Origin of the sequence: Pricia mediterranea (genome assembly GCF_032248455.1) — a bacterium.
In the GTDB taxonomy this organism is placed as follows: domain Bacteria; phylum Bacteroidota; class Bacteroidia; order Flavobacteriales; family Flavobacteriaceae; genus Pricia; species Pricia mediterranea.
On the sequence record NZ_JAVTTP010000001.1, the window covers coordinates 3,766,983 to 3,792,076 of the forward strand.

Genomic DNA, 25,094 nt, shown 5'->3' on the forward strand with positions numbered 1-25,094 from the left:
TTCTCAAAGTCAGCGCTTTTTTGATAAAACTGCCGAACATTTTCAGGGACAGGTGTTAATGGGCGGACGTTAAGAGGAACAAAATTCCAGGCTTTTATGTTTCCGTTTTTATTCTTCCGTTTTTAGGACATTATTTTGTTAAGCATCCGCATCCAGTTGCCGTAGAAGATGTTTGCCCTGTCTTTGTCATTGTAGCCCCTTTTTTCTAGGATGGCATCGAATTTTCGGAGGTCCGCAATGGTATCGATGTCGTGGGGGGTCTGCTCGAGCCCGAAGAGGCCATCGAGATCACTGCCAAATCCTATATGTTCGCTGTTACCTGCCATTAGACAGATATGATCGAAATGATCCACCAAAAGTTCCATGCGGATGTCACGTTCCTTGGGGTCATCCCTTCCCAATTTAAAATTGGGATAGAGCATCCAGGTATCTAGGGCACCCCCAACAATTCCCTTTCGCTCTATGATGCACCGGATTTGATCGTCGGAAAACTGCCGTTCCCCCGGAATGATGCTTCTGCAGTTCTGGTGACTGGCGACGACCGGGCCTTGAAAAATATCCAAGGCTTCAAAAAAACCGGTATCGGTCAGGTGGGTGAGATCCAATTGCAGCGGAAGTTGGTTCATTTCCTTGAGCAGGTCTTTCCCTAGGGGTGTCAATCCGCTTCCATCGGAATGGGTACCGGCGGCATACCGCCCCGGACCAAAATGGGAGATTCCGATAGAACGGAGTCCCAATTCATGGTAGGTATGGAGGTAATCCAGGTTGACGATGGAATCGGCGCCTTCGAGGGCGAGTACATAGCCAATCGGCTTATTGGCGTTATCGTTGGTATTTTCCGTCCATAATGCTATATGATCGGCCAATCCCTTTTTGGTGGTAATGGCTACCATCTCACCCGCGGCCTCCATCTCGCGGTACCAAGCCAATTGTCCTTGGGCATGGGCATAGGCCTGCCGGGGCGAATGCCAACCTTTCAAAGCCATAGTGTGCAAGGGGGAGCCCGTTTCGGAGTAGCGGGAAATTATTGTCGCTATTACAAGTCCGATATTGCCTTCCCGGAGGTCGGGTAAAGCTACGGTGCCCTGGCCGCGGTCTTGGTAGTCGTCCCATCCCAACCTACGTTCCCTTTCCCGTATTTCGGCCACCGTACAGGTGAGATCGCGGTTCATGGTCATGGCGTTGGTGGCCAGGTCTAAATGGCCATCTACGATAAAGGGTACTTTGCTAGTCTCTTTCACGAGTTTCGATTTAGGTAATTGTGGAATAATTTTGCACTTAAAAATAGAAAGATTACAGAGCAAGGAATACTGGATAAAGACCATGTTTTTCTACTGGAAATATATGCTCTATTCAGTTTTCCGTATCGCCGCGTCAATTTATTCATCTTTGACCACTCCTTATCTTCTCTTTGTCTTTTCTCCGCTCTCCGCTATCTTCTCTGCGAGCCCTGCTCAAAGTTCACCTCTCACTTCTCACTGTTTTGGATTATTACTGTTCGAAATATCTTCCAGCTCCGCTGCATACTTCTTGGAAAGCCGGTTCATGTCAAAGGCAAATTTTTCAAAGGTTTCTTTCCATTTTTCGGCCTCTTCGGGAGTGTAGTCATAGAATCCTTTCCCGTTAAACACCCCGTTTCCGTTCGCTTTTGCGATGTCATCGATCAATTTGGGTACACTTTTCCGATTGCTCAATTCGGGAAACAGGTCTCCCATCACGGCGTGATAGGCTTTCAACCCGGTAAGGTCCATATACCGAAAAAGTCCGCAGAAGGCCATCCATTGCCCCCCTGCGTTTTTACAGGCGCGGTCAACATCGGCAACCGTCGCGTAACCGTTCTCCACCAGATGGAACGCCTCTCGATACATGGCGTACATAATTCTATTGGTGATAAAACCTCGTACATCTTTTCGGACCAACGTAGGCTCCTTGCCCCATTGCTTGGCGATTTCGTACAGTTGCTCCGCCCCTTCAATGGGACTCCGGTCTCCGCAGATGATTTCCAGAAACGGGGAGGTATAGGCCGGTTCGGCCCAGTGCATTCCATAAAAACGTTCGGGGACCTCTAAATCGGCCTGAAGTATACTGATTGGAATGGCCGAGGTGTTCGAGGTTATCATCACCTCGTGCGAAACAACTTGTTCTATCTTTTTAAAGACCTCGCGTTTGATATCCAGGTCTTCAACAACGCACTCTATTACCAACCAACATGATTTCAAATCCGCATAGTCGGTGGTAAAGTGGATATTCTCCATAAGTTCTTCCGGAGCTTTCCCCGTCAGCCCTTCCCCTTGGCACTTTTCTAGAAAGTGTCGGATGCGTTTGGGGGCTTCTTTGTCCAGGTCCGACCCCATAGGGGCAACCGCAATTATTTTTTGGTCTTTTAGGGCCAGTGCGGCTGCGATACTCGTGCCCATAAGGCCCAGACCGATGATGCCGATGACCTTATTGTCGTTAATTTTCATAGCTGTCCTGCATCCTATGTCTTTACTAGTTTGAGTAATTTATTCAAATTATCGGTAACTTTCAAAAATTTGTAATAGCTAAAACGAATAGTATAGTACAAATAATTATATTTATGCAAACACAAGGGGGGAAATCATCTCCAAACTATACAAAATAATCTACCAGAAATTAAGACTATGAGCAAAACAGAATCCAGACGCCGATTTTTAACCTCGATTTCCATGCTTGCCGCAGGTACGGCCCTAGGGGGAGTTCCCGCCTTGAATTTTGGCTTGAAAAACCGAAAATTAAAGGTAGTCCTAGTCGGTACCGGCGTTCGCGGCACCTCGTTCTGGGGAAAACGGATCGTGGATGAATTCTCCGATAGTATCGACTATGTGGGACTTTGCGATAATAATCCGGGTCGGTTGGCCTATGCCAAAGAATACATGGGAGTGTCGTGCGATACCTATTCTGATTTTGACACCATGATTGCCGAAAACCGACCAGATCTGGTCATCGTGACCACTACCGATGCTACCCATCACCAATTTATCGTTCGGGGCCTGGAGCTCGGCTGTGATGTGCTTACCGAAAAACCCCTGACTACTGACGAACAGAAATGCCAGCAGATTTTAGATGCCGAACGCCGGTATGACAAAAATCTGATTGTGGGGTTCAACTACCGATGGAGCCCTTATAGCACCAAAATCAAGGAACTGTTGCAAAACGATACGATCGGAAAGATAACCTCGGTCGATTTCAATTGGTATCTAAATACTTATCACGGAGCCTCCTATTTCCGGCGGTGGCACGGGTTGCGCGAGGTCGGTGGCACGTTATGGGTGCATAAGGCCACGCATCATTTTGATCTTTTAAATTGGTGGCTTGACTCCGATCCGGAAGAGGTCAGTGCCTACGGTGATCTTGAGCTTTACGGTAGCAATAATGAGTTCAGGGGCAATAATTGCAGGGATTGCGATTACAAATCCGAATGCAAATTCCATTGGGATATTACCAAAGACAAACGGATGATGGACCTTTACGTGAACAATGAACAATACGACGGGTATATAAGGGATAATTGTTTGTTCAGGAAGGAAATCAATATTTACGATAAAATGTCAGCCCAGATCAAGTACCGGAACAACACCCTGGTCAACTACTCTTTGACGACCTATTCCCCTTTCGAGGGATGGAGGATTGCCTTTAACGGCACCAAGGGACGTATCGAGGCTTCGTTGGACATTCCTTATCACGAGCAGCAGCAATTAAGTCAAGATGAACTGCACGCCCTGGAAATGGACCAGGGCGATGCGGGCGAAAAGCGGTCCCAACCGATTATCGTTCATAAAGTATGGCAGGATTATGAGACCGTTCAAGTGCCGTATTCAAGAGGAGGCCACGGAGGTGGCGACGAAAAGCTGCAAAACAAGATTTTCAAGAACCCCGAGGCCAAGGATCCTTTCGATAGGGCCGCTGGCATTCGGGACGGTGCCATGTCGATCCTTATCGGTATCGCGGCGCGAAAAAGTATAGAAAGCGGGGAGCCGGTGCGAATTGCGGAACTCACCGATTTGGAGCCTCGGGCGGTGCGGTTGTAAAGCCTAAAGTTTGTCTCCGTGTTTTTTTTTGCGGATTTGGCTTTATGACAGCTCGCAAAAGAGTTACGATATCCTTAATGAAAGCAGCATGAAAATAACTATACTAATGGCCATGGCGGTTTTTTTATCGCCGGCAAATAAACACTATATGGGAGGGCAGAAGGATAAAAAGTTGATCGTTACCGAGATTGAGCACGACGGCGAGGCCGACTTGGTCGAGGTTTCCGCACTTTTGGAAGCTCGGACCGAACTGAATGCCATCGATGTCGTAAATTGGGATGCTTTTCCCTACGCTCCGAAGGTCGAATTCAGGATTGCCCGTAATAAAAACGACATTTGGCTGAAATACTATGTGACCGAAGCGCATATTTTGGCCAAAAATACCGAGCCCAATTCCGCGGTATCGAAGGACAGCTGTGTGGAATTCTTCTTCGACCCCTTGGGGGATGGCAACTATTATAACTTCGAAATCAACTGCATCGGTACCGTCCACCTGGCCTATGGGCCCGGTCGCCACCAAAGGGAGTTTGTGGATCCCGAGGTAATACGAAAGCATATCAGGACGGCATCCTCTTTGGGCGATCGACCGTTTTCTGAAAAAAAAGGGGGCCATAGCTGGGAAATGACCGTTATCATTCCCGCAGCGGTCATGACCTTTAACAAGGGGCTTTCTTTAGAAGGAAGCAAGGCAAAATCCAACTTTTACAAATGCGGGGACGCCATGTCCAAAAAACATTATGTGACCTGGAACCCCATAGCCACGGAGGATCCCGATTACCACAGGCCCGAATATTTTGGGGATTTGATTTTTGAATAGGGCATCCCATTAAAGTCTTGAAGGTAGACCAGCGTTCGGGAGCTTGGTTTTTGAACAAATGGGTATCCTAAGACAACTATTTGAAAGACTGAAACAGTCTCAAATTTCCTTTTCGGGGTGTAATGGAATATCCCTTTAAAACCATGATTATGAACATCCGAACCATCGGTAATCCCATCACCATAATGGCACTCCTTTTAATATTCGGGTGCAAAGATAAATCCGAACAGAACAAAGAAACCTCTACGGAGACCCCAATCGAAAAACAGGACAGCATGCAACTATACAGAAGCGAGATCTTTACCGAACCCGGCGGATTTCCATCGGGTATCGAAGGGCCGGCAGTGGCCGCCGATGGTACATTATACGCCGTGAACTTTGAAAAACCTGGTACGATAGGGCGCGTAACCCCCGGAGGAAAAGTGGATTTATTTGTTACCCTGCCGGACGGAAGTACGGGTAACGGCATCCGCTTCGACCAAAGTGGCGACATGCTGATCGCGGATTATACCGGGCATAACATCCTAACGGTGGATATGGACACCAAGGAAATCGACGTGTTCGCGCATAACAATAAAATGAACCAGCCCAACGACATCGCTATCTCGGATTCCGATATTCTTTTTGCCAGTGATCCTGACTGGGAGCATTCCACCGGGCAAATTTGGCGTATCGATACGGACGGTAGCTTCACCCTGCTCGAAGCCGATATGGGCACTACCAACGGCATCGAGGTGAGCCCCGATAACAAGACGCTTTACGTCAACGAGTCGGTGCAGCGTAACGTGTGGGCGTACGACCTTTCCCCCGAAGGCAACATCGATAACAAACGGTTGCTCATCAAATTCGATGATTTCGGAATGGACGGAATGCGCTGCGACGTAAAGGGAAATTTATATATTACCCGGCACGGCAAAGGCACCGTAGTTAAGGTATCGCCCGACGGGGATGTGCTTGAGGAGATATTTCTGACGGGTAAACAAGCCTCGAACATCGCATTCGGCGGGGAAGACGGAACTCTTGCTTACGTCACCCTGCAGGATACGGGCAACATCGACCGCTTTAGGGTCGAGCACCCCGGCCGGGCGTTCGCGCTAAAAAATAAGAAGTGAAAAAGTACGCCCCGTCTTTTATCGTTCTCCCACCGGGGGGTTTTTCAGCAACCGGTCAAAACCTTCGAAAACCAGGGCGATAGAGATAACCAGGGCCGATCCGATGAAGTTGAGCCATAGATAGCTCAGCTTTTCCTCGCCCTCGGGGTAGGCAAAAATCAGGGTGTAGAACAATACGAAAATAATCAGCTGGGTCAGAATGGCGGCAAAGAAAACCGCGTTTCCCTTAACGAACCGAAAGAAGAAGGCCAAGAGAAATATACCCAGTACATTACCGTAGAAAATAGATCCGATAATGTTGACCAGCTGGATCAGATTATCAAAAAGGTCGGCAATACTGGCTATTCCGATGGCTATTAGGCCCCATACAAGGGTGAAGCCTTTTGTAGCCAGAACGTAATGGCGCTCCGTGAAAACTCCCTTTTTGTTCCTTTTATACAAATCCAACGCTGTGATGGTACCCAAAGCGTTCAGTTCGGATGCGGTCGATGACATGGCGGCCGATAAGATTACGGCCAATAGGAGCCCGATCAAGCCTTGGGGAAGGTTGTGGAGTATAAAGTGGATGAACACATAGTCTTTATCGTTGGTCTCTACAACGCTGTCCGCCTCCGTGATAAGGGCTTTGGCGGCGGCTCGGTTGGTGCTGTCCTTTTTATTCAGGGCGATAATCTCTGCCTTAGCCTCTTCGACGGCAGTGTATTCCTTGAGCTCAAGGGCGGCGGAGAACTTGTTCTGTGCCATTTTCTTTTCCTCCTCGAGTTGATACTGTCCCTCTTGCAGTATCTCATAATCTTTTGCATACGGCGATTCCATCACCGCATTGGTGGCAGATGGATTGAAATTTAGGGGAGAGGGATTGTACTGGTAAAAAACGAAGACCATGACGCCGACCAGAAGGATGAAGAACTGCATGGGAATCTTAAAAATTGCGTTAAAAACCAGGCCCAGCTGGCTTTCACGCATCGATTTTCCGGAAAGATAGCGTTGCACCTGACTTTGGTCCGTTCCGAAATAGGCCAAGGCCAAAAAAAGACCTCCGGTAATACCGCTCCAAAAGGTATAACGGCTGGAGGTATCGAAACTAAAATCTAGAATTTGCAGTTTGTTACTGGCCCCCGCGATCTTTAGGGCCTTTCCCATATCAATATCAGCCGGAAGGTATCCCAGGATAAAGAAGAAGGTCACGAACATCCCGGTCATGATGATGAACATCTGTTGTTTTTGGGTAACGCTGACCGCTTTGGTGCCTCCGGATACGGTGTATATGATGACCAACACCCCGATAATGATGTTGAGGGTACGCAGGTGCCAACCGAGAATGGCCGATAAGATGATTGACGGAGCGAAAATAGTAATTCCTGCTGCCAGTCCCCTTTGGATTAAAAAGAGGATAGCGGCCAATGAGCGGGTCTTAAGATCGAAGCGGTTTTCAAGAAATTCGTAGGCGGTGTACACTTTCAGCCGATGGTAGAGGGGCACGAATACCAGACAGATGATGATCATGGCCAAGGGCAGTCCGAAATAGAACTGCACAAATCCCAAGCCGTCATGAAAAGCCTGTCCTGGCGTAGATAGAAAGGTGATGGCACTGGCCTGCGTGGCCATGACCGATAGTCCGATCGTCCACCACTTCGCATCCTTTCCCCCTCCGACATAGTCATCGACGTTTTTGCTGCCGCGGGTGCGCCAGACGCCGTAAGACACTATAAACAGCAGCGTACCTGATAATATGGTCCAGTCAAGCGTGCTCATTTAGGTAAAGGCTGTCATCAGGTAGCTAAATACCAGAACATAGATGATGTTCAATACGAGCACCAAGGTATATTCTTTTTTCCAATCGAATTTATCGAGCATGGTGGGGGTGGATGATGATTAAAAATTATTAATTACAAATTACTAGTTATTGATTGTTAATTGATTATCAATTATTTGTTTCTGTTAATTCGGCCCATGTCGCACTACTTAACACGCTGTACTTAATACTCAATACTTAATACTCAATACTAATCCCCCGCCTCTCCTATAGAAAGCATGTTCGCGAACAGTTTATAGGCGCCCGGGACCCCTGCGGGCAGCTCCCTGAAAAAACTCAGCCCGGTGTAGATATAATATCCCTTTCCGTATCCCGCGATTAAGAGGCTTCCTTTTTTAGGGTTCTCGCCGCTGTCGTGCATGGAGAGTATCGGCGTAAATTCCTTTGCCCATTCGTTAGGGAAATAGAGTCCGCGTTCCTGTACCCACCCCTCAAAATCGGACGGCGTAATGGTGTTGGGAAAATTGATCAAGTGATGATCTTTTGCTAATATTTCCACTGGGGAATTTTCGTCCGTCACCCGGTCCCGGGACAGGGTTAGGGGGTAGGGGGCAATGTTCTTGAACTGCTCGTCCCAACGGCCAGCGGTATTGTACTGCACGATTAGCGTTCCGCCGCTTTTGACATAGTCGAGCAGATAGCGCTGTTTGAACTTGAGTTCATCGACCACATTGTAGGCACGGATACCGACCACTACCGCATCATAGGGCGCTAAACTTCCCGTGCCGATTGAGCCGGGCGCAATAGTGCGTACGTTGTAACCGATCTGTCTCAAACTTTCGGGCACCTCGTCGCCCGCCCCGGGGATGTAACCGATCTGTTCCCCGGCTTTTTTAATGTTGAGCCGTACCGTCTTCGCTTCGGAGGGCAGCAAAACGGATTGATTTGGGATATGGTCATAGACAATCTCGACCAGCTCTTTGGTGAATTCCTTGCCATTGATCTTAACAATAGGCGAAATATAGCTCTCGTTTTCTTGTTCGGGCGGGGTCAAGGTAAAGAAAACGGTTTTTTTATCCCCCTTCTTGGCAATCTCGAAACTTTTGGATCCGGTATCGACGGACCACCCATCGCCGTGTTGAAGTTGTACCTGCCCTTTAATGCCATCTGCGTGGGCGACAACGGTGACGGGAATTTGCTTGGAATTTCCATCGGCAAAGATCAACACTTTGTCGCTAAATCCGGCCGTTGCCTCCGGTAAGACCTCAAAGGGCTGGTACAGTTCCCCTTTTTCCGGTTTGGCATAGCGATACACGATGGGTTTTTCGAAGGCGATCGGGGTTCCGTTTAATTCGATTTCAAAGGCTGCTTTAAAGGCCCTAGGCGTTTCGGGTTTACCGATCAGTTCTTGCTGGGGTACCTTATACATGCCCAGGCTTCCCTTTTCCTTGAGCCAATATGGACTGGTATATTCCGTGTTCGGAGGCACGTTCAGGGTTAGCTCGAAATTCCGTTTTTGATTGTCTTTTAGGGGGATGTCGGGATCTATTGCGGCATCCGCGGATGAAATACGAACGGATTTCAGCACCATATCGGCACCGCTTCGGTTGATGGCCTCTATATTGAGCTGAACCTGGCCTCCGGGATTTGTGGTGGCCGATGCGGAGGATGCTTCCAGATAGAGCCCCGTTACTTCGGCAATCAGATTTTTGAGTTCCTTGGATTTCACTTTTTTCCAATGGTCGTCAGGAAGATTCTGGAGGATGGTGTAAGCTTTCAAAAGTTCGGGAAGGTGTCTGGATGGATTTTCAAAATCGAAATTTTCCTCGACCGCGTGTAGGATTTCCCCGATAGCTGCCCCTCCTTCGAGGCGGGCCCAACTGGTATCGATTCCGTCGAAAATATTCGGAATATCGCTCGGCAGATTTCCTTTGAGCAACTCCAGATACTCGTCTTGCCTGCCCCGTTCTGAAAGTCTTCCAAAGCCTTGCGAAAGGTGTTGGCTACTGGCCAAAGCGGCAATTTCATTGTTGGAGGTTCCGAGAATGGGATAATAACCTCCGACATCGAGGTCCACCATCTTCGATTTGTCCGCATTTTGGAACTTCTCCTCGCTGCCATAAAACCACCAAGAGGTGTTGAAAAACAGCCGTTTGGGCTGCCAGGTCTCGGTTAGGGAAAGCTGATCGGGGTAGGCGGATCTGTCATCGGCCAGGTCGAAGGCCTCAACGCTCAACATTGCGGAGGCCGTATGGTGCCCGTGGGTGGTCCCGGGACTCCGATGGTCGAAACGGTTGATGATTACATCGGGCCTGAATTGGCGTATGGCCCATACCACATCGCCCAAGACGGCCTCTTTGTTCCAGATTTCCAAGGTTTCATCAGGATTTTTAGAGTATCCGAAATCGTTCGCCCTGGTGAAAAATTGGTTTCCCCCATCGACCCGTCTTGCCGCCAACAGTTCTTCGGTACGCAGTACGCCCAGCAGTTCCCGCAGCTCAGGACCGATAAGGTTCTGCCCCCCGTCGCCCCGGGTAAGGGACAGGTACCCGGTACGGGCGTGCACGGCGTTGGACAGATACGAAATCAAGCGGGTATTCTCATCGTCGGGATGCGCGGCCACAAATAGTGCGGATCCCAAAAAATTGAGCTTTTGAAGCGAATGGTAGATTTCTGAAGAAGAAAGCTGATCGGGCTTCTGGGCCACTGCGGTACTGAAAAGGAAAAGAATTCCTAAAGAACACATCAAAAAATGACGCATAAAGTTGGTTTTAGTACAGTAAGGGATACTAGTGCTCTGTTAACCTAAAATTGTCGTATAATCCTGGTCGTCTTTTGATCCACGCCGTCGTTAAAAAATAATTCCGTGGCTACGGCTTTGCTTGCCATCGCTCCGGCTCGCCCACAGCTTTCGCTGTGTCGTGCCTAGGCCTGAAGCAAAATCCGTGACTGCCTTAAACGACATTTCAGATTTAACATAGCACAATGGTCGTTTTCCAAAGATAAGAAGAATAGCAAGCGAGCCTATTTATTTTATTTCTTTAACAAATGGAATCAAATTGAAACCATTTCCGAAGTCGCCGATTTGGAACGCGGCTGCGAGGCACTTCATTTGAGTCCAGGCGATTTCGGGGAATTTGGAAGGTTTTGCTCCGTATTATCTTTCCCGACCACTTCTTCGTCAACGACGATGTGATTGTACAGTAGGGTCACCGCTTTCTGCATCATCAGGTTGTTCGGGTAGACCAATAGCTCGCCGTTGTCTTTCCGCAGGCTTACGTGAAAGGCGCGTATATCTTCGATGAGGTAGGGTTCTTCGCCTTCGACATCCTTGTCCATTATCTTTACGCGGTCCCCGATTTTAAAGGGAAAGGAGAAGAACAGGACCACGCCGGCCGTGACATTACTTAGAATGGACCAGCTAGCAAACAGCGCAACCCCGATAACCGTAAAGACAGAAGCGAAAGCGATCCCGACGTCCTTTACGTTGATGTTCCAAATAAAAACCAGAATACCGATACCCAATGTCGTCAGCAACATAGATACATATTTGGTAATCAGTAGGGTGCGGGCCTCAACGATATCGCTCATCCGACCGACACGGCGAATGGTCTTTGTCAAGGCCATTTTTGATATTACCAAGACGACTATGAGAATCGCGGTGGCCAGCAACTCGTTTTTGTAGTTGGCAAGAAATTCTTCTATGGAGATCATAATCCTAGACTATCGCGCAAATATAGATCCTTGTTTCCGTTCTGCTGCCAATACGGGGTCTTTAATGTTTTTATTTTAGTCGCCGTCGAGGTCATCTGCTTTGCGTTCGTCCCGAAACCGCTGTTGGCAGTTTCCGACCAACCTTGGATTTCGTGGGGAAATTCGGTGGAGAAGTCGATCTTAAGGATCCGCTCCAATTCCGGATAGTTGATTTCGTAAGTGCTGATACCTTCAGAATCGGAGAGGCTCAGGTTGGCCGCGTAGGCCTTAAGGTCCTTGTGGGACAATCGAAGGTATTCCAGGGATGGGATTACCTTGTGGTCCCCGATGGGGAGTCCCGCTGGATCGATTCGGACCTTGTTCCAGATTTCGTCTTCGAGGATGGTCTTCTCCAGCCTCAGCTCCTGATCCGCCTCTCCTTCGAAATAGGAATGGGACATGATTTCGAACTGCTCCCGGTTGTTTAACTGCGCATACACCTGTCCGCACCATTCCTGGGACGAGAAGGCGACCTTCAGGGCATGTCGGTTCTCGTACACCGGATAAAAAGTACTGGTCATTATGGAGTAGGGGTAGATGCCGGTCAGGTAATTTTTGGTGGCATTGAGCTTAAGCACTGGTACATTGTCCGGATGGCTCTCGTCGGCCTTCACCTGCGCTTCGGGCAAGAAATGTTCCGTAACATAAATAAGGACGGCCTGCCCATCACGGGTTTCACCATATCGGGCCTGCTGTAGTTGATAGGAGGTTATTTCGGCCTCCCCGGCGTACCAGTATGACTTAAAAGCTTCGGACAGCTGTTTTTTGGCCTTGGTGTCCGAGTTTTGCGCCGTTTTCCTTGCATCCTCTGTGTCAGTGGACTTTTTGTCGGTGCAAGATGCCATGATTTGGGATAGGGCGGCCAAGGCGAGTACCGCAAGCTCCAGTTTGATCCAGGTTTTCATTTTGTGTGATTTTCAATAAAAATACCAAAACCTTTTTATCCAATCCAGTAAAAAGCGTTTCATGGTTTCACTATCTCTAACAGCGACTCGTACACCAAATGCGTCGGTAGCCCGACCACGTTGAAGTAAGAGCCTTCGATTTTTTCGATACCGATCAGCCCGATCCATTCCTGAATGCCGTAGGCCCCCGCCTTGTCGAAGGGTCTGTAGTTTTTAACGTAAAAACGGATTTCTTCTTCAGACAATACCCTGAACTTGACCTTTGTGCTGTGGTTGACGGTCTTTTGTCCGGTACGGGTCGTAAAACACACTGAGGTGATGACCTCGTGCCAATCGCCGGATAGGGTTTTTAACATGCTGTGGGCCTCCTCGGCGTCCTTGGCCTTCGCCAGTGACTTATGGTTATGCCAGACTACGGTATCCGAAGTGATCAGTATTTCGTCGGATGCCAAGCTTCCCTCAAAAGCGGAAGCCTTGAGTTCGGCCAGGTAATCGGAGATGGCGCTTCCCCGTAGTTTTTTTGGATATACTTCCTCCACGGGTTTAAGGCGGATTTCGAAATCCAGTCCCAATTCCCTAAAAAACTGCTGCCTTCTTGGAGATCCCGACGCTAGGATGATGTTGTAGTTTTTTAATTTTTCCGGAAGCATATTTTATAGTCGGAGTGAGATTGTTTTTAATTGATTTTTCAATCCTTTGCCGCACTAAAATTCCCGTTCCAATCGCCTCGGACCTTTAAGACCTGCTCGATAACGTCGCGTACACAGCCTTCCCCGCCGTTTTTATGGGAAACATATTTGGAAATCGCCTTTACTTCGGGCACCGCGTTCTGGGGGCAGGTGGGGATGGCGACCGTTTGCATCGGGGGAATATCGGGAATGTCGTCGCCCATATACAGCATGGTGGCGGCCGATATTTCGTAGATATCCATATACTCTTCCAGCGCGTCCATTTTATGGTGGGCCCCGAGATAGATATCCGTTACCCCCAAGGCCTTGAGCCGATTTCTGACCCCCTCATTGGTGCCTCCGGAAATGACACATACGTTATATCCTTTTTGTAAAGCCGTCTTTAGGGCATACCCGTCTTTCACGCTCATCTTTCTTAGCATGTCCCCATCGGTAGTAATGATAAGGGTGCTGTCGGTAAAGACCCCGTCCACATCAAAAACGAAGGTATCTATATCTTTCAGGCTTTCTTTGTAACTTTTTTCCAAGGGTTTAGATGTATTATTAGTTATTATTTGGGATAAGCTCCCGTCTTTGGGACGGGAGGGACCATCGACCATTGAATCGATAATGATGGTTTTTTCCCACCGGGATGTTCCTGGTTTTTAGTTGGAAGCCCCATCATCTGTCCGGTATAATTTTTTAACGGATGCGCTCAAGATTTCGTAAACATCCTTAAAGGTCGGATTCTCCAGTTTCGTCACTTGCTCCAAATGCGCTGCCATGGTTTCGGAATCTCCCCGTCGGGCCGGGCCCGTCTGCGCTTCGTAAGGGGACAGCTGTTTTATCTTGTCCGCGGTTTCCTCGATCAGGGGCTGTAAAATAGCGAACGGCAATCCTTTTTCATCGCAGATTTCCTTTCCGATGTGGTAGAGGTGGTTCGTAAAATTATTTACAAAAACCGCCGCCAGATGCAAGGCCTTGCGTTGTTGGGAATCGACTTCGTAAATCTTCCCAGATATCCGTCCGGCCAATTTCTTGAGCAGCTGCAAGTCCCGCTTATCATGCGCCTCCAAACAAAAAGGGACGGAATCCATAACCAGGTTCCGGTCTTTGCTAAAGGTTTGCAACGGATACAGCACACCATATCGCGGGCAGTGTGAAAGGACGGCCATCGGCACGCTTCCGGAGGTATGTACCACCAATCCCTTTTTTTCCTTCAGATATTCGGATATCTCCGCTATCGCACCGTCCTTTACCGCGATGATAAAGATGTCGGTATCGGCGATCTGTGTAAAGTCCGATACCGTTTCCGCTTTCCTTTCAAAAGAGGCCAAGGCGGTTTTATTCCTGCCGATCACCTGTTCGACCTCTACACTATCTGCCGCTGCAAACGCTTCGAACAAGTGTCCGGCCACGTTACCCGTGCCAAAAATACTGATGCGTAGCATAGCGCGAAAATAAGAATATTTAGTATGTAAAAGGTGATGCGGTTGTTGAAAAAAGTAAAGCGTAAATCATTTGGATTTCCCTACCGTATTGGAAGATACGGGTAGGGCCATTGTGGTTGTATGTCCTTGACGCGGTGTGCGAACCGATGTATAAATCACATTTTTTTAATGTCCCAACAATTACGATCGACATTCCAACAAATCAGGTACGAACTGCCAAGTGTCAGTTGATAGATTACATTTTGGTTTTTGGTGTGGATTTTAACAATCGGACCGTCTTCATATTTATGGCTATACCACATAATTCCTTCCTCAAGCTCAAAGGGTTGGAACCTATCATGAATTCCTAACCAGATAATAATCTTAAACTTTGTCGGATTAAAGATTCCAACAGTATGCTTTGTGAGTCCTTTCCCGATTTGCATTGTCCCAACTGATTCTGCTTTACGCATCTCGGCGGCATCCTCCAAGGCGTTCTCGGCCCGGGGTTTTTTTTCCTCAGCACTTACCGGGTTCTCTTGCCAGGTATGTTCGGACGCGTGTTTTTCTTCCACAGTCATTTCGGTAGCGGTCTCCATTGCGTCTTCCGCCTCCTGAACCTCTTCTTCCTGCGCATAAACACAGCCAGAGACTAACAATCCTAGCAGTATGGCATGGCACAATCTCATTTCTCCCCATTTTTAGAGTTTACGTTCTGAATGCGCCCTAATAAATAACCTGCAATCGTTCCCAAAAGCCCAACGGCCGGTGCGATTTGGTCGTTGCTGTAACCCGCGGTAATGAGAAAGAGCGTTGCGATAATAATCAATGTTATCGTAATGAATTTAATCGTATCCTCAGAGTTTATTTTCCTGATTTTGATCAGGAAAATTTCAAGTAGGATAACCACTAATCCAAATCCCAAAATGGATAGGGATAACCTAAATTCCAACCTGGACATTGGAGTTATCACCGTTGCGTTTAAATTCTCAGGCGAGGGAGGGGCATTGTTAAGTAGTTCTGTATTTAAGGTGTCCTGGGCCATGATGGACACGGAGGTCAAAATCAAGAGAACGAGGGACGATTTAAACACGTTCATATCTCACAAATTTTTAGGGGAAACATCCTTTGATACATTTTGAGCAACGTCATCTCGTGTGGAGTTGAAAGGGTTATGGTTTCCGTTGATTTGATTCTGGTTTCTCTATGATTTTTGTTCACGTCACCTCATTGTCCAAGTGTACTTATAATATTATCGAATAAACTTACAGCTGAATAGGAATTTTGTGTATATGGAGGCTATTTTTGTATAGTTGACCGGTGTTACTTTCTTTTCTTCGTCCACTATACTATATTCTAATGGAAATTTTCACTTACAATTAACATTTTGTCCTATCCGAATAAGCCGTTATCATTCCTAAAAATCCCAAAAAGACCCGTATTTTTGCATGCTGAAAACCAATTCGGCCGCTGATGATAGATCTGCTCAAAAAATTTTTCTTCTCCACCCGATTAATGGCCATCCTTTTTATCGCTTTTGCCGTCGCGATGGCTTTTGGCACCTTTATCGAAAGTAAATACAGCACGGATACCGCCCGTATCTATATATACAACGCCTGGTGGTTCGAGGCCATTATGGTGTTCTTTGTCATCAATTTTATCGGGAATATGTTTCGCTACCGTCTGCTGCGTTGGGAAAAATGGCCGGTGCTAATTCTACACCTCTCCTGGATATTGATTATCGTCGGTGCTTTTGTAACCAGATATATCAGTTATGAGGGCATGATGCCCATCCGGGAAGGCAAGACCGAAAAAGTATTTTACTCCGACAAAACCTATTTGACCGCTTTTGTGGACGGAGAAATCGATGGGCAACCCAGACGTAAGACCCTGCAGGAAGACCTGATCGTAACTGCCGAGGGCCTAAAATCCAACCTGCCTTGGGATTCCGATTACAACGGACAGCCATTTACGATCTCGTATGTGGACTTCATCGATGGGGCCAAGGAAGGCCTGATTCCCGACGAAAATGGGAAGGAATACCTAAAGGTCGTCGAGGCCGGAGGCGGACAACGCCATGAACATTTTTTGGAGAGCGGAAAGGTGTCCAGTATCCATGGGGTGCTTTTTGCGCTAAACAAACCGACGGAGGGGGCCATTAATATCATGTCAACGGATAGCACGTACCAAATAAAATCTCCTTTCGAAGGTGATTTTATGCGGATGGCGGACCAGCAGCAAGGCCAAGTCGCCAAAGACAGCCTGCAGGAATTTCAGTTGCGGTCCCTCTACAATATGGCAGGGATGCAATTCGTGGTTCCCGAACCGATCGTAAAGGGATCGTACGGGGTGGTGAAGGTACCGGCGGAAGAAATGGACCAGGGCACCAAAGACGCGCTAGTGGTCGAGGTCACCGCGAACGGGGAATCCGTTCAAAAGAAAATACTGGGGGCCAAGGGCTATGCCACCTTCACGGACAAGTTCGAAGTCGGGGGGCTCGAATTCAGCCTCAGCTACGGTTCCAGGGTCTATGAGCTGCCGTTCGGCATCAAACTCAACGACTTTATCGCAGAAAAATATCCAGGTACCGAAAAAGGTTACAAATCATTTATGAGCAAAGTGACTGTAGAGAACGAGCGCCCGTATGATTACGATATCTATATGAACCATATTCTGGATCAAGGGGGGTACCGGTTTTTTCAATCCAGTTTCGACCCCGATGAAAAGGGCACCGTGCTGTCCGTCAATCACGACCAATGGGGTACTTGGATTACCTATATCGGCTATTTTCTACTTTATGCTGGCTTGATGGGTATCATGTTCTTCGGAAAGACCCGGTTTAAGGATCTGGGGAAATCCCTTAATAAGTTAAAGCACAAAAAGAAGACGCTGGCCGCTGTTTTGATGCTAGGCGGACTGTTCGGATTGCAGGCGCAAGAGCCCCAAAAGGCAACCGCAGGGCAAGACCCGGAACAAGTCTCCGTGGAGCAAGCTGCCGATTTACAGGAGCACGCGGTGGGTGACGGCCACGAGCACCGGCGACGAATGCCTACCCAGGCCCAGATCGATTCGCTGCTCCAGACTACCATCGTATCCGAGGAACACGCCGAAAAATTCGGCAAGCTCGTTATTCAAGACGATGGAGGGCGGATGAAGCCCATTCACACCTTTTCCTCGGAACTATTGCGCAAGCTGAGCCTGAAGGATAGGTTTAGGGATATGAATGCCGACCAGGTATTCCTGTCCATGATGATGGCGCCCGCCGCATGGTACAATGCAGAGTTTTTAGCGGTGGACAAAAAGGGACAGAACGATAGCCTAAGGCATGTCATTGGAATTCCGGAAGGCCAGGAATATGCCAAGGCGACCGATTTCTTCAACGACAATGGCAGTTATAAGTTGGAACCATTTCTTAGGGACGCTACTGCGACCAACAATCCCAATCAGATGCAAAAGGATTTTAAGGAGGTCAACGTTCGCCTTAGTCTTTTGGACCAGGCCCTCAGCGGAAGAATTATCAAAATTTTCCCCCTGCTGAACGACCAGAACAACAAATGGATCTCCGCCGTTGAATATCGAAGCGGGCAATACCAAGTATCCGACTCCCTATATGCGAACTTTATAAAGAATTCCGTTCCCTATTATCTGATGACCCTGCGACAAGCCAACGAAACGGGGGACTATGCCGATGCGGACAAACTCCTGGAGGCCTTTAAGCAGAATCAGAAAAACCATGGCGGCGAGGTGTTGCCCTCCGACCAAAAGATCAATGCCGAGGTTATTTACAACAAGCTCGATATTTTCAACCATCTGTACAGGCTCTACGGGGTGGTCGGTTTCTTCATGTTTTTTGTACTGATTTTCCAAATTTTCAAGGACCGGTCTATTTGGCGAATCGCCAGTTATTCCCTCAAAGGCACGATATTTATCCTCTTTCTTTGGCATACCGCCGGGCTGATCTTGCGCTGGTACATTTCCGGCCACGCCCCTTGGAGCGACGCCTATGAAAGTATTCTCTATGTATCGTGGGCGACTATGGGTATGGGACTGCTGTTCGCCCGTAAAAGTGACATGACGATCGCCGCTACCTCATTTGTGACAGCTATGTTACTATTTGTGGCCCATCAGAATTGGGTAGATCCTTCTATTTCCAATTTGGTACCCGTGCTTGACAGCTATTGGTTGATGGTACACGTATCGATAATTGTCGGAAGCTACGGTCCCCTAACGGTCGGGATGATTTTAGGGGTGGTCTGTTTGCTGTTAATGATCATGACCAACAAAAAGAACAAGTCCAAGATGGATGTCAATATCAAGGAACTGACCGTTATCAACGAACTCTCCCTTACCGTCGGGCTGGCCATGCTGACCATCGGTAACTTTTTGGGAGGTCAATGGGCCAACGAAAGTTGGGGCCGCTATTGGGGATGGGATCCAAAGGAAACCTGGGCCCTAATTTCGATTATGGTGTATGCCTTCGTTATCCATACCCGCCTTGTACCTGGACTTCGAGGCAGGTGGACGTTCAATTTTCTAAGCGTCATCTCCTTCGGTAGTATCATGATGACCTACTTCGGTGTCAACTACTATTTGGTAGGGCTACACAGCTATGGCCAAAGTGGTGCCGCGGCCATTACCCCGGACTACGTGTGGTTCATTGCGTTAGGCGCGCTAATTCTAGGCGGCATCAGTTATTGGCGGTACCGGGTACACTACGTAAAGGGAAATCGGCCTTCAAAGCGAAAATCGGCCAACGCCGCTTAGGGTTCCAAAAGTTCCGGCAGAATCTCCCCCGCATCGGAGTGATGATAGCCTCTGCGGGATTAACCTCTACGGTTTGATCAAGGTTCTTGCTTACTGCTCTACCTCGTCAAACCCTTTCTCCCGAAAAACACGAACAAAAACGTTCGATATTCCGCGCCCAGTTTCTTCCGCAGTACTCCAAAAGCCTTGGTAAGGTGAGCCTCTACCGTCTTTTTAGAAACCTTAAGATATTCCGAGATTTCGGGATTGGTGAGTCCCTCTTTCCGGCTTAGCAAAAACACTTCCTGGCATTTTGGCGGCAGATTTTCAATTTCTTGGGTAACCCGGACCATGATTTTCTCCCAAGAAGTGTCCTTATGCGATTGCACCGCCTTGTCCAAAGCCTCGAAATATTTCTGCTCTAAAATCATTGTCGAGCGGTTCTTTTTATATTGGTTGATAAACTCGTTGTACACCGACCGGAACAGATAGTTCTGTAAGGAAGAGGTGATATGTAATTTTTTTCGCTTTTCGTAAGTTCGTAAAAATACATTCTGAAGCACATCCTGTGCCCACGCATGGTCGTTGGTCAATGTGAGTGCATATCCGAAGAGTTTACGATTATAAAGATCCACCAACTCGATAAAGGCGTCTTCCTCGCCGTTTCGCAGCCGTTCGATCAGTTCCGTGCTAACCTTATCTTTCATAGTGTCCTAATCCGTTTATCCCAAATATATAGCATTATCCCATAAAATGTAGAGTAAAATGGAAATGTGAAATAATGCCAACAAAAAGTTAGGGTATTGTGAATTGGCTTTGTCTTAACTATAAAGACTAGGTCAATCTGCGCAATCGAGGAATGGAAAACCAAATTGTAAAATACCTTCTGAACGAGGCAACGACCGAAGATTTGGATGCGCTGTCCGATTGGATTATGGTAGCGGACAATGAATGGATTTTTGAAGAATTCGTTCGAGCACACTATGAAACCTCCACTGCAATGAACGAACCGGATACCGATAAAATAAAGGAAGCCCTTATGCGGAGGATGAAAAAGGATAGAAGCGTCTTTCGCCGCAGAAATTTCCGTTCGTTCATGAAATATGCGGCAATCGGACTAGTATTTATGGCCTTGGGGTATTTTTATCATCAAAACCAGGTTGGGAGATCTGTATCGGACAAACTTGTTTCCAAAAAGGAAGCTGTTACCATAACTTTGGATAATGGAACCATTGAAACCTTGGACCCTTTGACGAATCGAAAGGTAAAGGATGCAAAGGGAACTATAATCGGAACCCAGAACGGGTCAAAACTAACCTATCGGGAATCCGCTACCACTTTTGCCCAAACCAACAGCCGTAAACAATTATTTCACAACACCATAAACGTGCCTTACGGTAAACGTTTTGATGTGGTACTATCCGATGGCACCCATGTTTTTTTAAATTCCGGCACCACGCTACGGTATCCCGTACGGTTTGTGAGGGGTAAGAATCGCAACGTGTATTTGACCGGGGAGGCTTACTTTGATGTAGTAAAAGACACAGAGCATCCTTTTACGGTGCATGCCGATGAACTTGCCATCGAAGTCTTGGGTACCCAATTCAATGTATCCCATTATCCCGAAGACCAGAACATTAATACCGTTTTGGTCGAAGGCTCGGTAGCGCTCCGTACGAATAAAAAGAACGACAAAAGCGGGGAAGGCACCTTGCTAGAACCTGGGTTTAAAGCCGAATGGAGACCAGCGGATAACGCCATCGCCCTCGAAAATGTCGATACGGACATATATACGGCCTGGATGCAGGGCAGGCTGGTTTTCCGCAACACCCCCTTTCAACAGATCCGGCAGGCCTTGGAGCGGAAATACAATGTCACCATAAAGAACAGCAACAAAGACCTTGACGAGCAGTTGTTTGATGCCACCTTTGATATCGAGACCATTGAAGAGGTGTTGGAATCGTTCAGTAAAAGCTATGCAATTGCGTACAGGATTGAAGACAATGAAGTGATCATCGAGTGAGGAATTTAGACTTGGAGCGGCAAGTTCCGTCACAGGTACAAAATACTGAGTGATTAAGAACAAATCAATATGTGGATGGAGAATGTGCCAATTGGTGTATCTAATACTCAGAGCTACAAACCGATAAATTTTAAAACAGAATTATATGGGTAAAAACAATTTAAAACACTAAATCAGTTCAAAATGAAAAATCGAAAAATACGGACACATTTCCCGATTCGGTAAAAATGATTTAAAACGGATTTTAAACCACATAACTACACTAAATTATGAAAAAACGCTCGAACCTGTGGGGTGTATGGCTTTACATCCCTAAAGCAAGCTTAAAAATGAAACTCACATTCTTTCTCACGATAATTTCCCTGTTTCAAATCCAAGCAAACACCTATTCCCAGAACAAGAGAATAAGCTTGGATATGCCCGACGTCACGATCGAGGAAGTGATTCAGCAGATAGAATCCCTCTCCGATTTCAAGTTTTTGTTGAATAGAAACGACGTTGATGTGGATAGGATGGTATCCATAAAAGTTGAAAAGGAAAAAATCACTACTGTCTTATCGGAGCTATTTACTGGTACCAATGTTGTTTACGAAGTATTGAAAAAGCAGATAATTCTAAGAAAGGACCCTGAAAAATCAACACCAGTTATGATTTCAAAAATTTCGGGACCTGATAAAGTGACAACACAGTTTCAAGTTTCGGGTACCGTCACCGATACGAATGGCACCCCTCTTCCTGGAGCGAACATTTTAGAAAAAGGTACAATCAATGGCGTACAAACCGATTTTGACGGCAACTTCTCCATTGAACTTTCCGACGAAAATGCAACTTTGGTCATCTCTTATATCGGTTTTGCCGAAAGGGAGGTAGCTGTCAATGGGCAGACAACCCTTAATGTGCAGTTGGAGGAAAGTGCGCAAGGGTTGGACGAGGTTGTTGTTGTCGGGTACGGAACAACGGAAAGAGAGATGCTTTCAACGGCGGTCAGTACGGTCGAAACCGAAAATATTGCAGAACGGCCCATAGCTGACGTTTCTTCCAGTTTGCAAGGCCTTAGCCCCGGTCTGAACGTCACTCAGTCCACTGGTAAGGTAGGGGAAGAACCGAGAATCAATATTCGGGGCTTTACTTCCATCAACGGGGGGCAACCATTAATATTGATCGATGGTATCGAAGGAAGTCTGAGCAATTTGAATCCAAACGACGTAGAGTCAATAAGTGTGCTAAAGGATGCTGGGGCTGCCGCAATTTATGGCGCCAGGGGCTCTTTTGGAGTAGTATTGGTTACCACAAAAAACGCCAAGCAGGGCAATGTTCAAGTGAACGTAGGGGTCACTACAGCTATCAGTTCGCCGACGAATAATACCGACTTCGTTACGGACCCTTACCAGGCCGTATCCATAGTTGATGAAGCCTTTAGGAATAATAGCGGGGCGTCTTATACCGGATATACGGAAGAGGATATGGCAGAACTTTTAAAGGTCTCTCAAAATCCGTCACTGGCTAGGGTAATCGTAGATCAAAGAAATGGACGTGATCAGTATGTGCACTACGGACATACGGACTGGTGGAATTACTTTTTTAGAAAAAGCTATCCATCCCAAATTTATAATGCTTCGGTTTCCGGTGGTTCCGAAAAGATAAAGGCGAACTTTTCGTATAGAAATTACAGGTCGACAGGTATTCTTAAAGTTCAGGATGATACCTACAAGAAATATAATCTAAGGGGCAAATTGGATATCGAAGCTACCGATTGGATGACCTTTTCGAACAATATGCAATACAACAGTTCCGAGGATATTGAACATGGAGGAAGCCAATACGGAAGCTATGGAAGACCTTGGGGCAGCCTGATCTGGGTACATGCCTTACCGTCGTATGTTCCGGTAAACCCTAATGGTGGCGCGCTTTGGCGTACTGAATTGAACAATTACACGATAGGGGACGGCGTGTACGCGGGATTGTTGCAGGGCACTTCAAAACAAGTAACGAATGCGGATGAATTTTCGAACATTGCCTCTGTCGAAATAAGGCCATTTGCGTCTACGACTATCAATATGAATTATGCCGTTCGTAGAAACAACTTTAATCGATTCCAGCGGTCCACGCGAATCCCGTATTCCATATATCCCGAAGAGATAGGACTCCTAGGCAACGATTATTTGAACGAATACCGAACCGAAAGCAGTTATGATGCGTTGAATATTTATGGGGAGTACAAAGGCTCTTTTGATGATCATAGCGTTAAGGTAACCGCCGGTTTTAACCAAGAGACATTCTTGACAAAAAGTATCGAAGCTAGCAAACAGAACCTGATTTCTAATGATCTGAATTCTTTAGGCTTGGCTACGGATAACCCTGAGGCGGGCGGAAGTGCTTCCGAATGGGCCCTGCAAGGTTTGTTCTATCGACTGTCCTACGATTTCAAGGATAAATATCTTTTGGAATTGAATGGAAGATATGATGCTACCTCGCGATTTCCTTCCGACTACCGTTGGGGATTTTTTCCATCGATTTCCGCAGGATGGTTAGTTAACAGGGAAGGATTTTTGAAAAATTTATCCGAAAGCGTTAATCTTTTAAAACTAAGGGCATCCTACGGTTCTCTAGGGAATCAAAATATTGATGATTACGCCTATTTTCCCACCTTACCGAACGGTACCTATAATTATCCAATGAACGGTACCCGCTTGAACTACATCGAGTCGCCCGGTTTAAATCCTTCTGAAATTACCTGGGAAAAGGTCAGTACCCTGAACTTTGGAACCGATATTGCTTTGTTCGATAATCGATTGACCGCCAATTTTGATTGGTTCCAGCGTGATACCAAGGGGATGTTGGCCCCGGGAGCAAGTCTCCCAAGTGTACTGGGAACGGTATCCCCCCTAGAGAACGCGGCGGACTTAAGGGCTCGGGGTTTTGAGCTTTCTTTGGGCTATCAAGATTCTTTTGATTTGGGCGATGACCCTTTTTCTTTCTCCATCACTGGTAATTTATCGAATTCCATTACCAAAATAACCCGTTTCGAGAATCCGAATAAGAGTTTGATCGATTTCTATGAAGGGATGACGATAGGCGAACTTTGGGGCTATCGGATCGAAGGCCTATTCCAATCCGAACAGGAAATTGCCAATCATGCGGATCAGAGTTTTGTTTCCAATCGCATCTCATCGGGAGGAGGTCTTAAGCCTGGGGACGTGAAGTATATAGACCTGAACGGCGACAGTTTCATCGGTGAGGGCGAAAATACTGCCAACGACCCTGGAGACAGGGAAATTATTGGAAATTCGGCGCCGCAATACCTTTACAGTTTTGTACTGGATGCCAAATGGAAAGGTTTTGATATTTCTGGTTTCTTTCAGGGAGTAGGCAAACAGGATTGGTATCCGAACAACGACTCCCGCTTTTTTTGGGCCCAATACAATCGACCTTACAACTCTTACATCAGAAAAGACCTTGTCAACAACATGTGGTCACCTGAAAATCCGGATGCCTACTTTCCCAGAAATTACGGATACATTGCCATTGGAGGTTCACTGGAAAAAATTAACGACCGGTATTTGCAATCCGTGGCATATTTGCGCCTAAAGAACTTGACCTTGGGGTATACGCTACCCGAAGGGATCATTTCACAATCCCCTACGACAAGGCTCAGAGTTTATCTCAGCGGGGAAAATTTGTTCACCTTTTCGCCTTTAACCGATTATATCGACCCAGAAGCGGCCAGTTCGTCGGTGAATCTCAATAGTCCTTCTGCATCATCCAATAGGAGCACGGCACAAGTGAATCCGTTTTCAAAAACCTATTCCTTGGGATTAACCTTTCAATTTTAAAAAAT

At 47.1% G+C, this 25,094-nt stretch carries 18 protein-coding genes; 6 read left to right on the forward strand and 12 right to left on the reverse strand.

Features of this window, described 5'->3' with window-relative positions; genetic code table 11:
- Positions 1–122: 122 nt before the first annotated feature.
- Positions 123–1,241: a dipeptidase gene (locus RQM65_RS15625; protein WP_314016352.1), complete on the reverse strand. Its 1,119-nt coding sequence runs from the start codon at positions 1,239–1,241 to the stop codon at positions 123–125.
- A 234-nt stretch (positions 1,242–1,475) separates the two neighbouring features.
- Positions 1,476–2,465: a 3-hydroxyacyl-CoA dehydrogenase family protein gene (locus RQM65_RS15630; RefSeq protein WP_314016353.1), complete on the reverse strand. Its 990-nt coding sequence runs from the start codon at positions 2,463–2,465 to the stop codon at positions 1,476–1,478.
- 177 nt (positions 2,466–2,642) lie between these two features.
- On the opposite strand from RQM65_RS15630, the gene RQM65_RS15635 reads away from it, so the two are divergent.
- From RQM65_RS15635 to RQM65_RS15645, 3 genes are all read left to right on the forward strand, one after another.
- Positions 2,643–4,049, forward strand: coding sequence for a Gfo/Idh/MocA family oxidoreductase (locus tag RQM65_RS15635; protein WP_314016354.1), 1,407 nt, complete (start codon positions 2,643–2,645; stop codon positions 4,047–4,049).
- Between the two features lie 88 nt (positions 4,050–4,137).
- Positions 4,138–4,866, forward strand: coding sequence for a carbohydrate-binding family 9-like protein (locus RQM65_RS15640; protein ID WP_314016355.1), 729 nt, complete (start codon positions 4,138–4,140; stop codon positions 4,864–4,866).
- A 149-nt stretch (positions 4,867–5,015) separates the two neighbouring features.
- Complete coding sequence (locus tag RQM65_RS15645) at positions 5,016–5,978, forward strand: SMP-30/gluconolactonase/LRE family protein (RefSeq protein WP_314016356.1); 963 nt, start codon at positions 5,016–5,018, stop codon at positions 5,976–5,978.
- Positions 5,979–5,996: 18 nt separating this feature from the next.
- Here the strand turns inward: RQM65_RS15645 and RQM65_RS15650 are convergent, their stop codons facing one another.
- The 9 genes from RQM65_RS15650 to RQM65_RS15690 all read right to left on the reverse strand — a co-directional run bounded on the left by RQM65_RS15650 (position 5,997) and on the right by RQM65_RS15690 (position 15,589).
- Positions 5,997–7,733, reverse strand: a complete 1,737-nt coding sequence (locus RQM65_RS15650) for a sodium:solute symporter family protein (RefSeq protein ID WP_314016357.1) — start codon at positions 7,731–7,733, stop codon at positions 5,997–5,999.
- A gap of 251 nt (positions 7,734–7,984) precedes the next feature.
- A complete protein-coding gene (locus RQM65_RS15655) occupies positions 7,985–10,495 on the reverse strand; it encodes a PIG-L family deacetylase (RefSeq protein WP_314016358.1) in 2,511 nt (836 codons plus the stop codon).
- A gap of 347 nt (positions 10,496–10,842) precedes the next feature.
- Positions 10,843–11,448, reverse strand: coding sequence for a mechanosensitive ion channel domain-containing protein (locus tag RQM65_RS15660; protein ID WP_314016359.1), 606 nt, complete (start codon positions 11,446–11,448; stop codon positions 10,843–10,845).
- Complete coding sequence (locus RQM65_RS15665) at positions 11,445–12,392, reverse strand: septum formation inhibitor Maf (protein WP_314016360.1); 948 nt, start codon at positions 12,390–12,392, stop codon at positions 11,445–11,447. The genes RQM65_RS15660 and RQM65_RS15665 overlap by 4 nt, the downstream gene beginning before the upstream one ends.
- A gap of 59 nt (positions 12,393–12,451) precedes the next feature.
- The gene (locus RQM65_RS15670; RefSeq protein WP_314016361.1) at positions 12,452–13,042 is read right to left on the reverse strand and encodes a Maf-like protein; all 591 of its coding nucleotides are present in this window, start codon (positions 13,040–13,042) and stop codon (positions 12,452–12,454) included.
- A 38-nt stretch (positions 13,043–13,080) separates the two neighbouring features.
- Positions 13,081–13,608 (reverse strand): KdsC family phosphatase, encoded by a 528-nt coding sequence (locus RQM65_RS15675; RefSeq protein WP_314016362.1) that lies wholly within the window; start codon positions 13,606–13,608, stop codon positions 13,081–13,083.
- A gap of 117 nt (positions 13,609–13,725) precedes the next feature.
- Positions 13,726–14,511 (reverse strand): Rossmann-like and DUF2520 domain-containing protein, encoded by a 786-nt coding sequence (locus RQM65_RS15680; RefSeq protein ID WP_314016363.1) that lies wholly within the window; start codon positions 14,509–14,511, stop codon positions 13,726–13,728.
- A 155-nt stretch (positions 14,512–14,666) separates the two neighbouring features.
- Positions 14,667–15,179, reverse strand: a complete 513-nt coding sequence (locus RQM65_RS15685; protein WP_314016364.1) for a hypothetical protein — start codon at positions 15,177–15,179, stop codon at positions 14,667–14,669.
- A complete protein-coding gene (locus tag RQM65_RS15690; protein WP_314016365.1) occupies positions 15,176–15,589 on the reverse strand; it encodes a hypothetical protein in 414 nt (137 codons plus the stop codon). The genes RQM65_RS15685 and RQM65_RS15690 overlap by 4 nt, the downstream gene beginning before the upstream one ends.
- A 374-nt stretch (positions 15,590–15,963) precedes the next feature.
- Between RQM65_RS15690 and RQM65_RS15695 the strand changes: the two genes are divergently transcribed.
- Complete coding sequence (locus RQM65_RS15695; RefSeq protein WP_314016366.1) at positions 15,964–19,254, forward strand: cytochrome c biogenesis protein CcsA; 3,291 nt, start codon at positions 15,964–15,966, stop codon at positions 19,252–19,254.
- A gap of 98 nt (positions 19,255–19,352) precedes the next feature.
- Here the strand turns inward: RQM65_RS15695 and RQM65_RS15700 are convergent, their stop codons facing one another.
- Positions 19,353–19,940 carry an RNA polymerase sigma factor gene (locus RQM65_RS15700; protein ID WP_314016367.1) on the reverse strand — a complete coding sequence of 196 codons (588 nt, stop codon included), beginning with the start codon at positions 19,938–19,940 and terminating at the stop codon, positions 19,353–19,355.
- A 152-nt stretch (positions 19,941–20,092) separates the two neighbouring features.
- On the opposite strand from RQM65_RS15700, the gene RQM65_RS15705 reads away from it, so the two are divergent.
- Positions 20,093–21,256 (forward strand): FecR family protein, encoded by a 1,164-nt coding sequence (locus RQM65_RS15705; protein ID WP_314016368.1) that lies wholly within the window; start codon positions 20,093–20,095, stop codon positions 21,254–21,256.
- 329 nt (positions 21,257–21,585) lie between these two features.
- Entirely contained in the window at positions 21,586–25,089 is a 3,504-nt protein-coding gene (locus RQM65_RS15710) for a TonB-dependent receptor (RefSeq protein ID WP_314016369.1), read from the forward strand.
- Positions 25,090–25,094 lie beyond the last annotated feature (5 nt).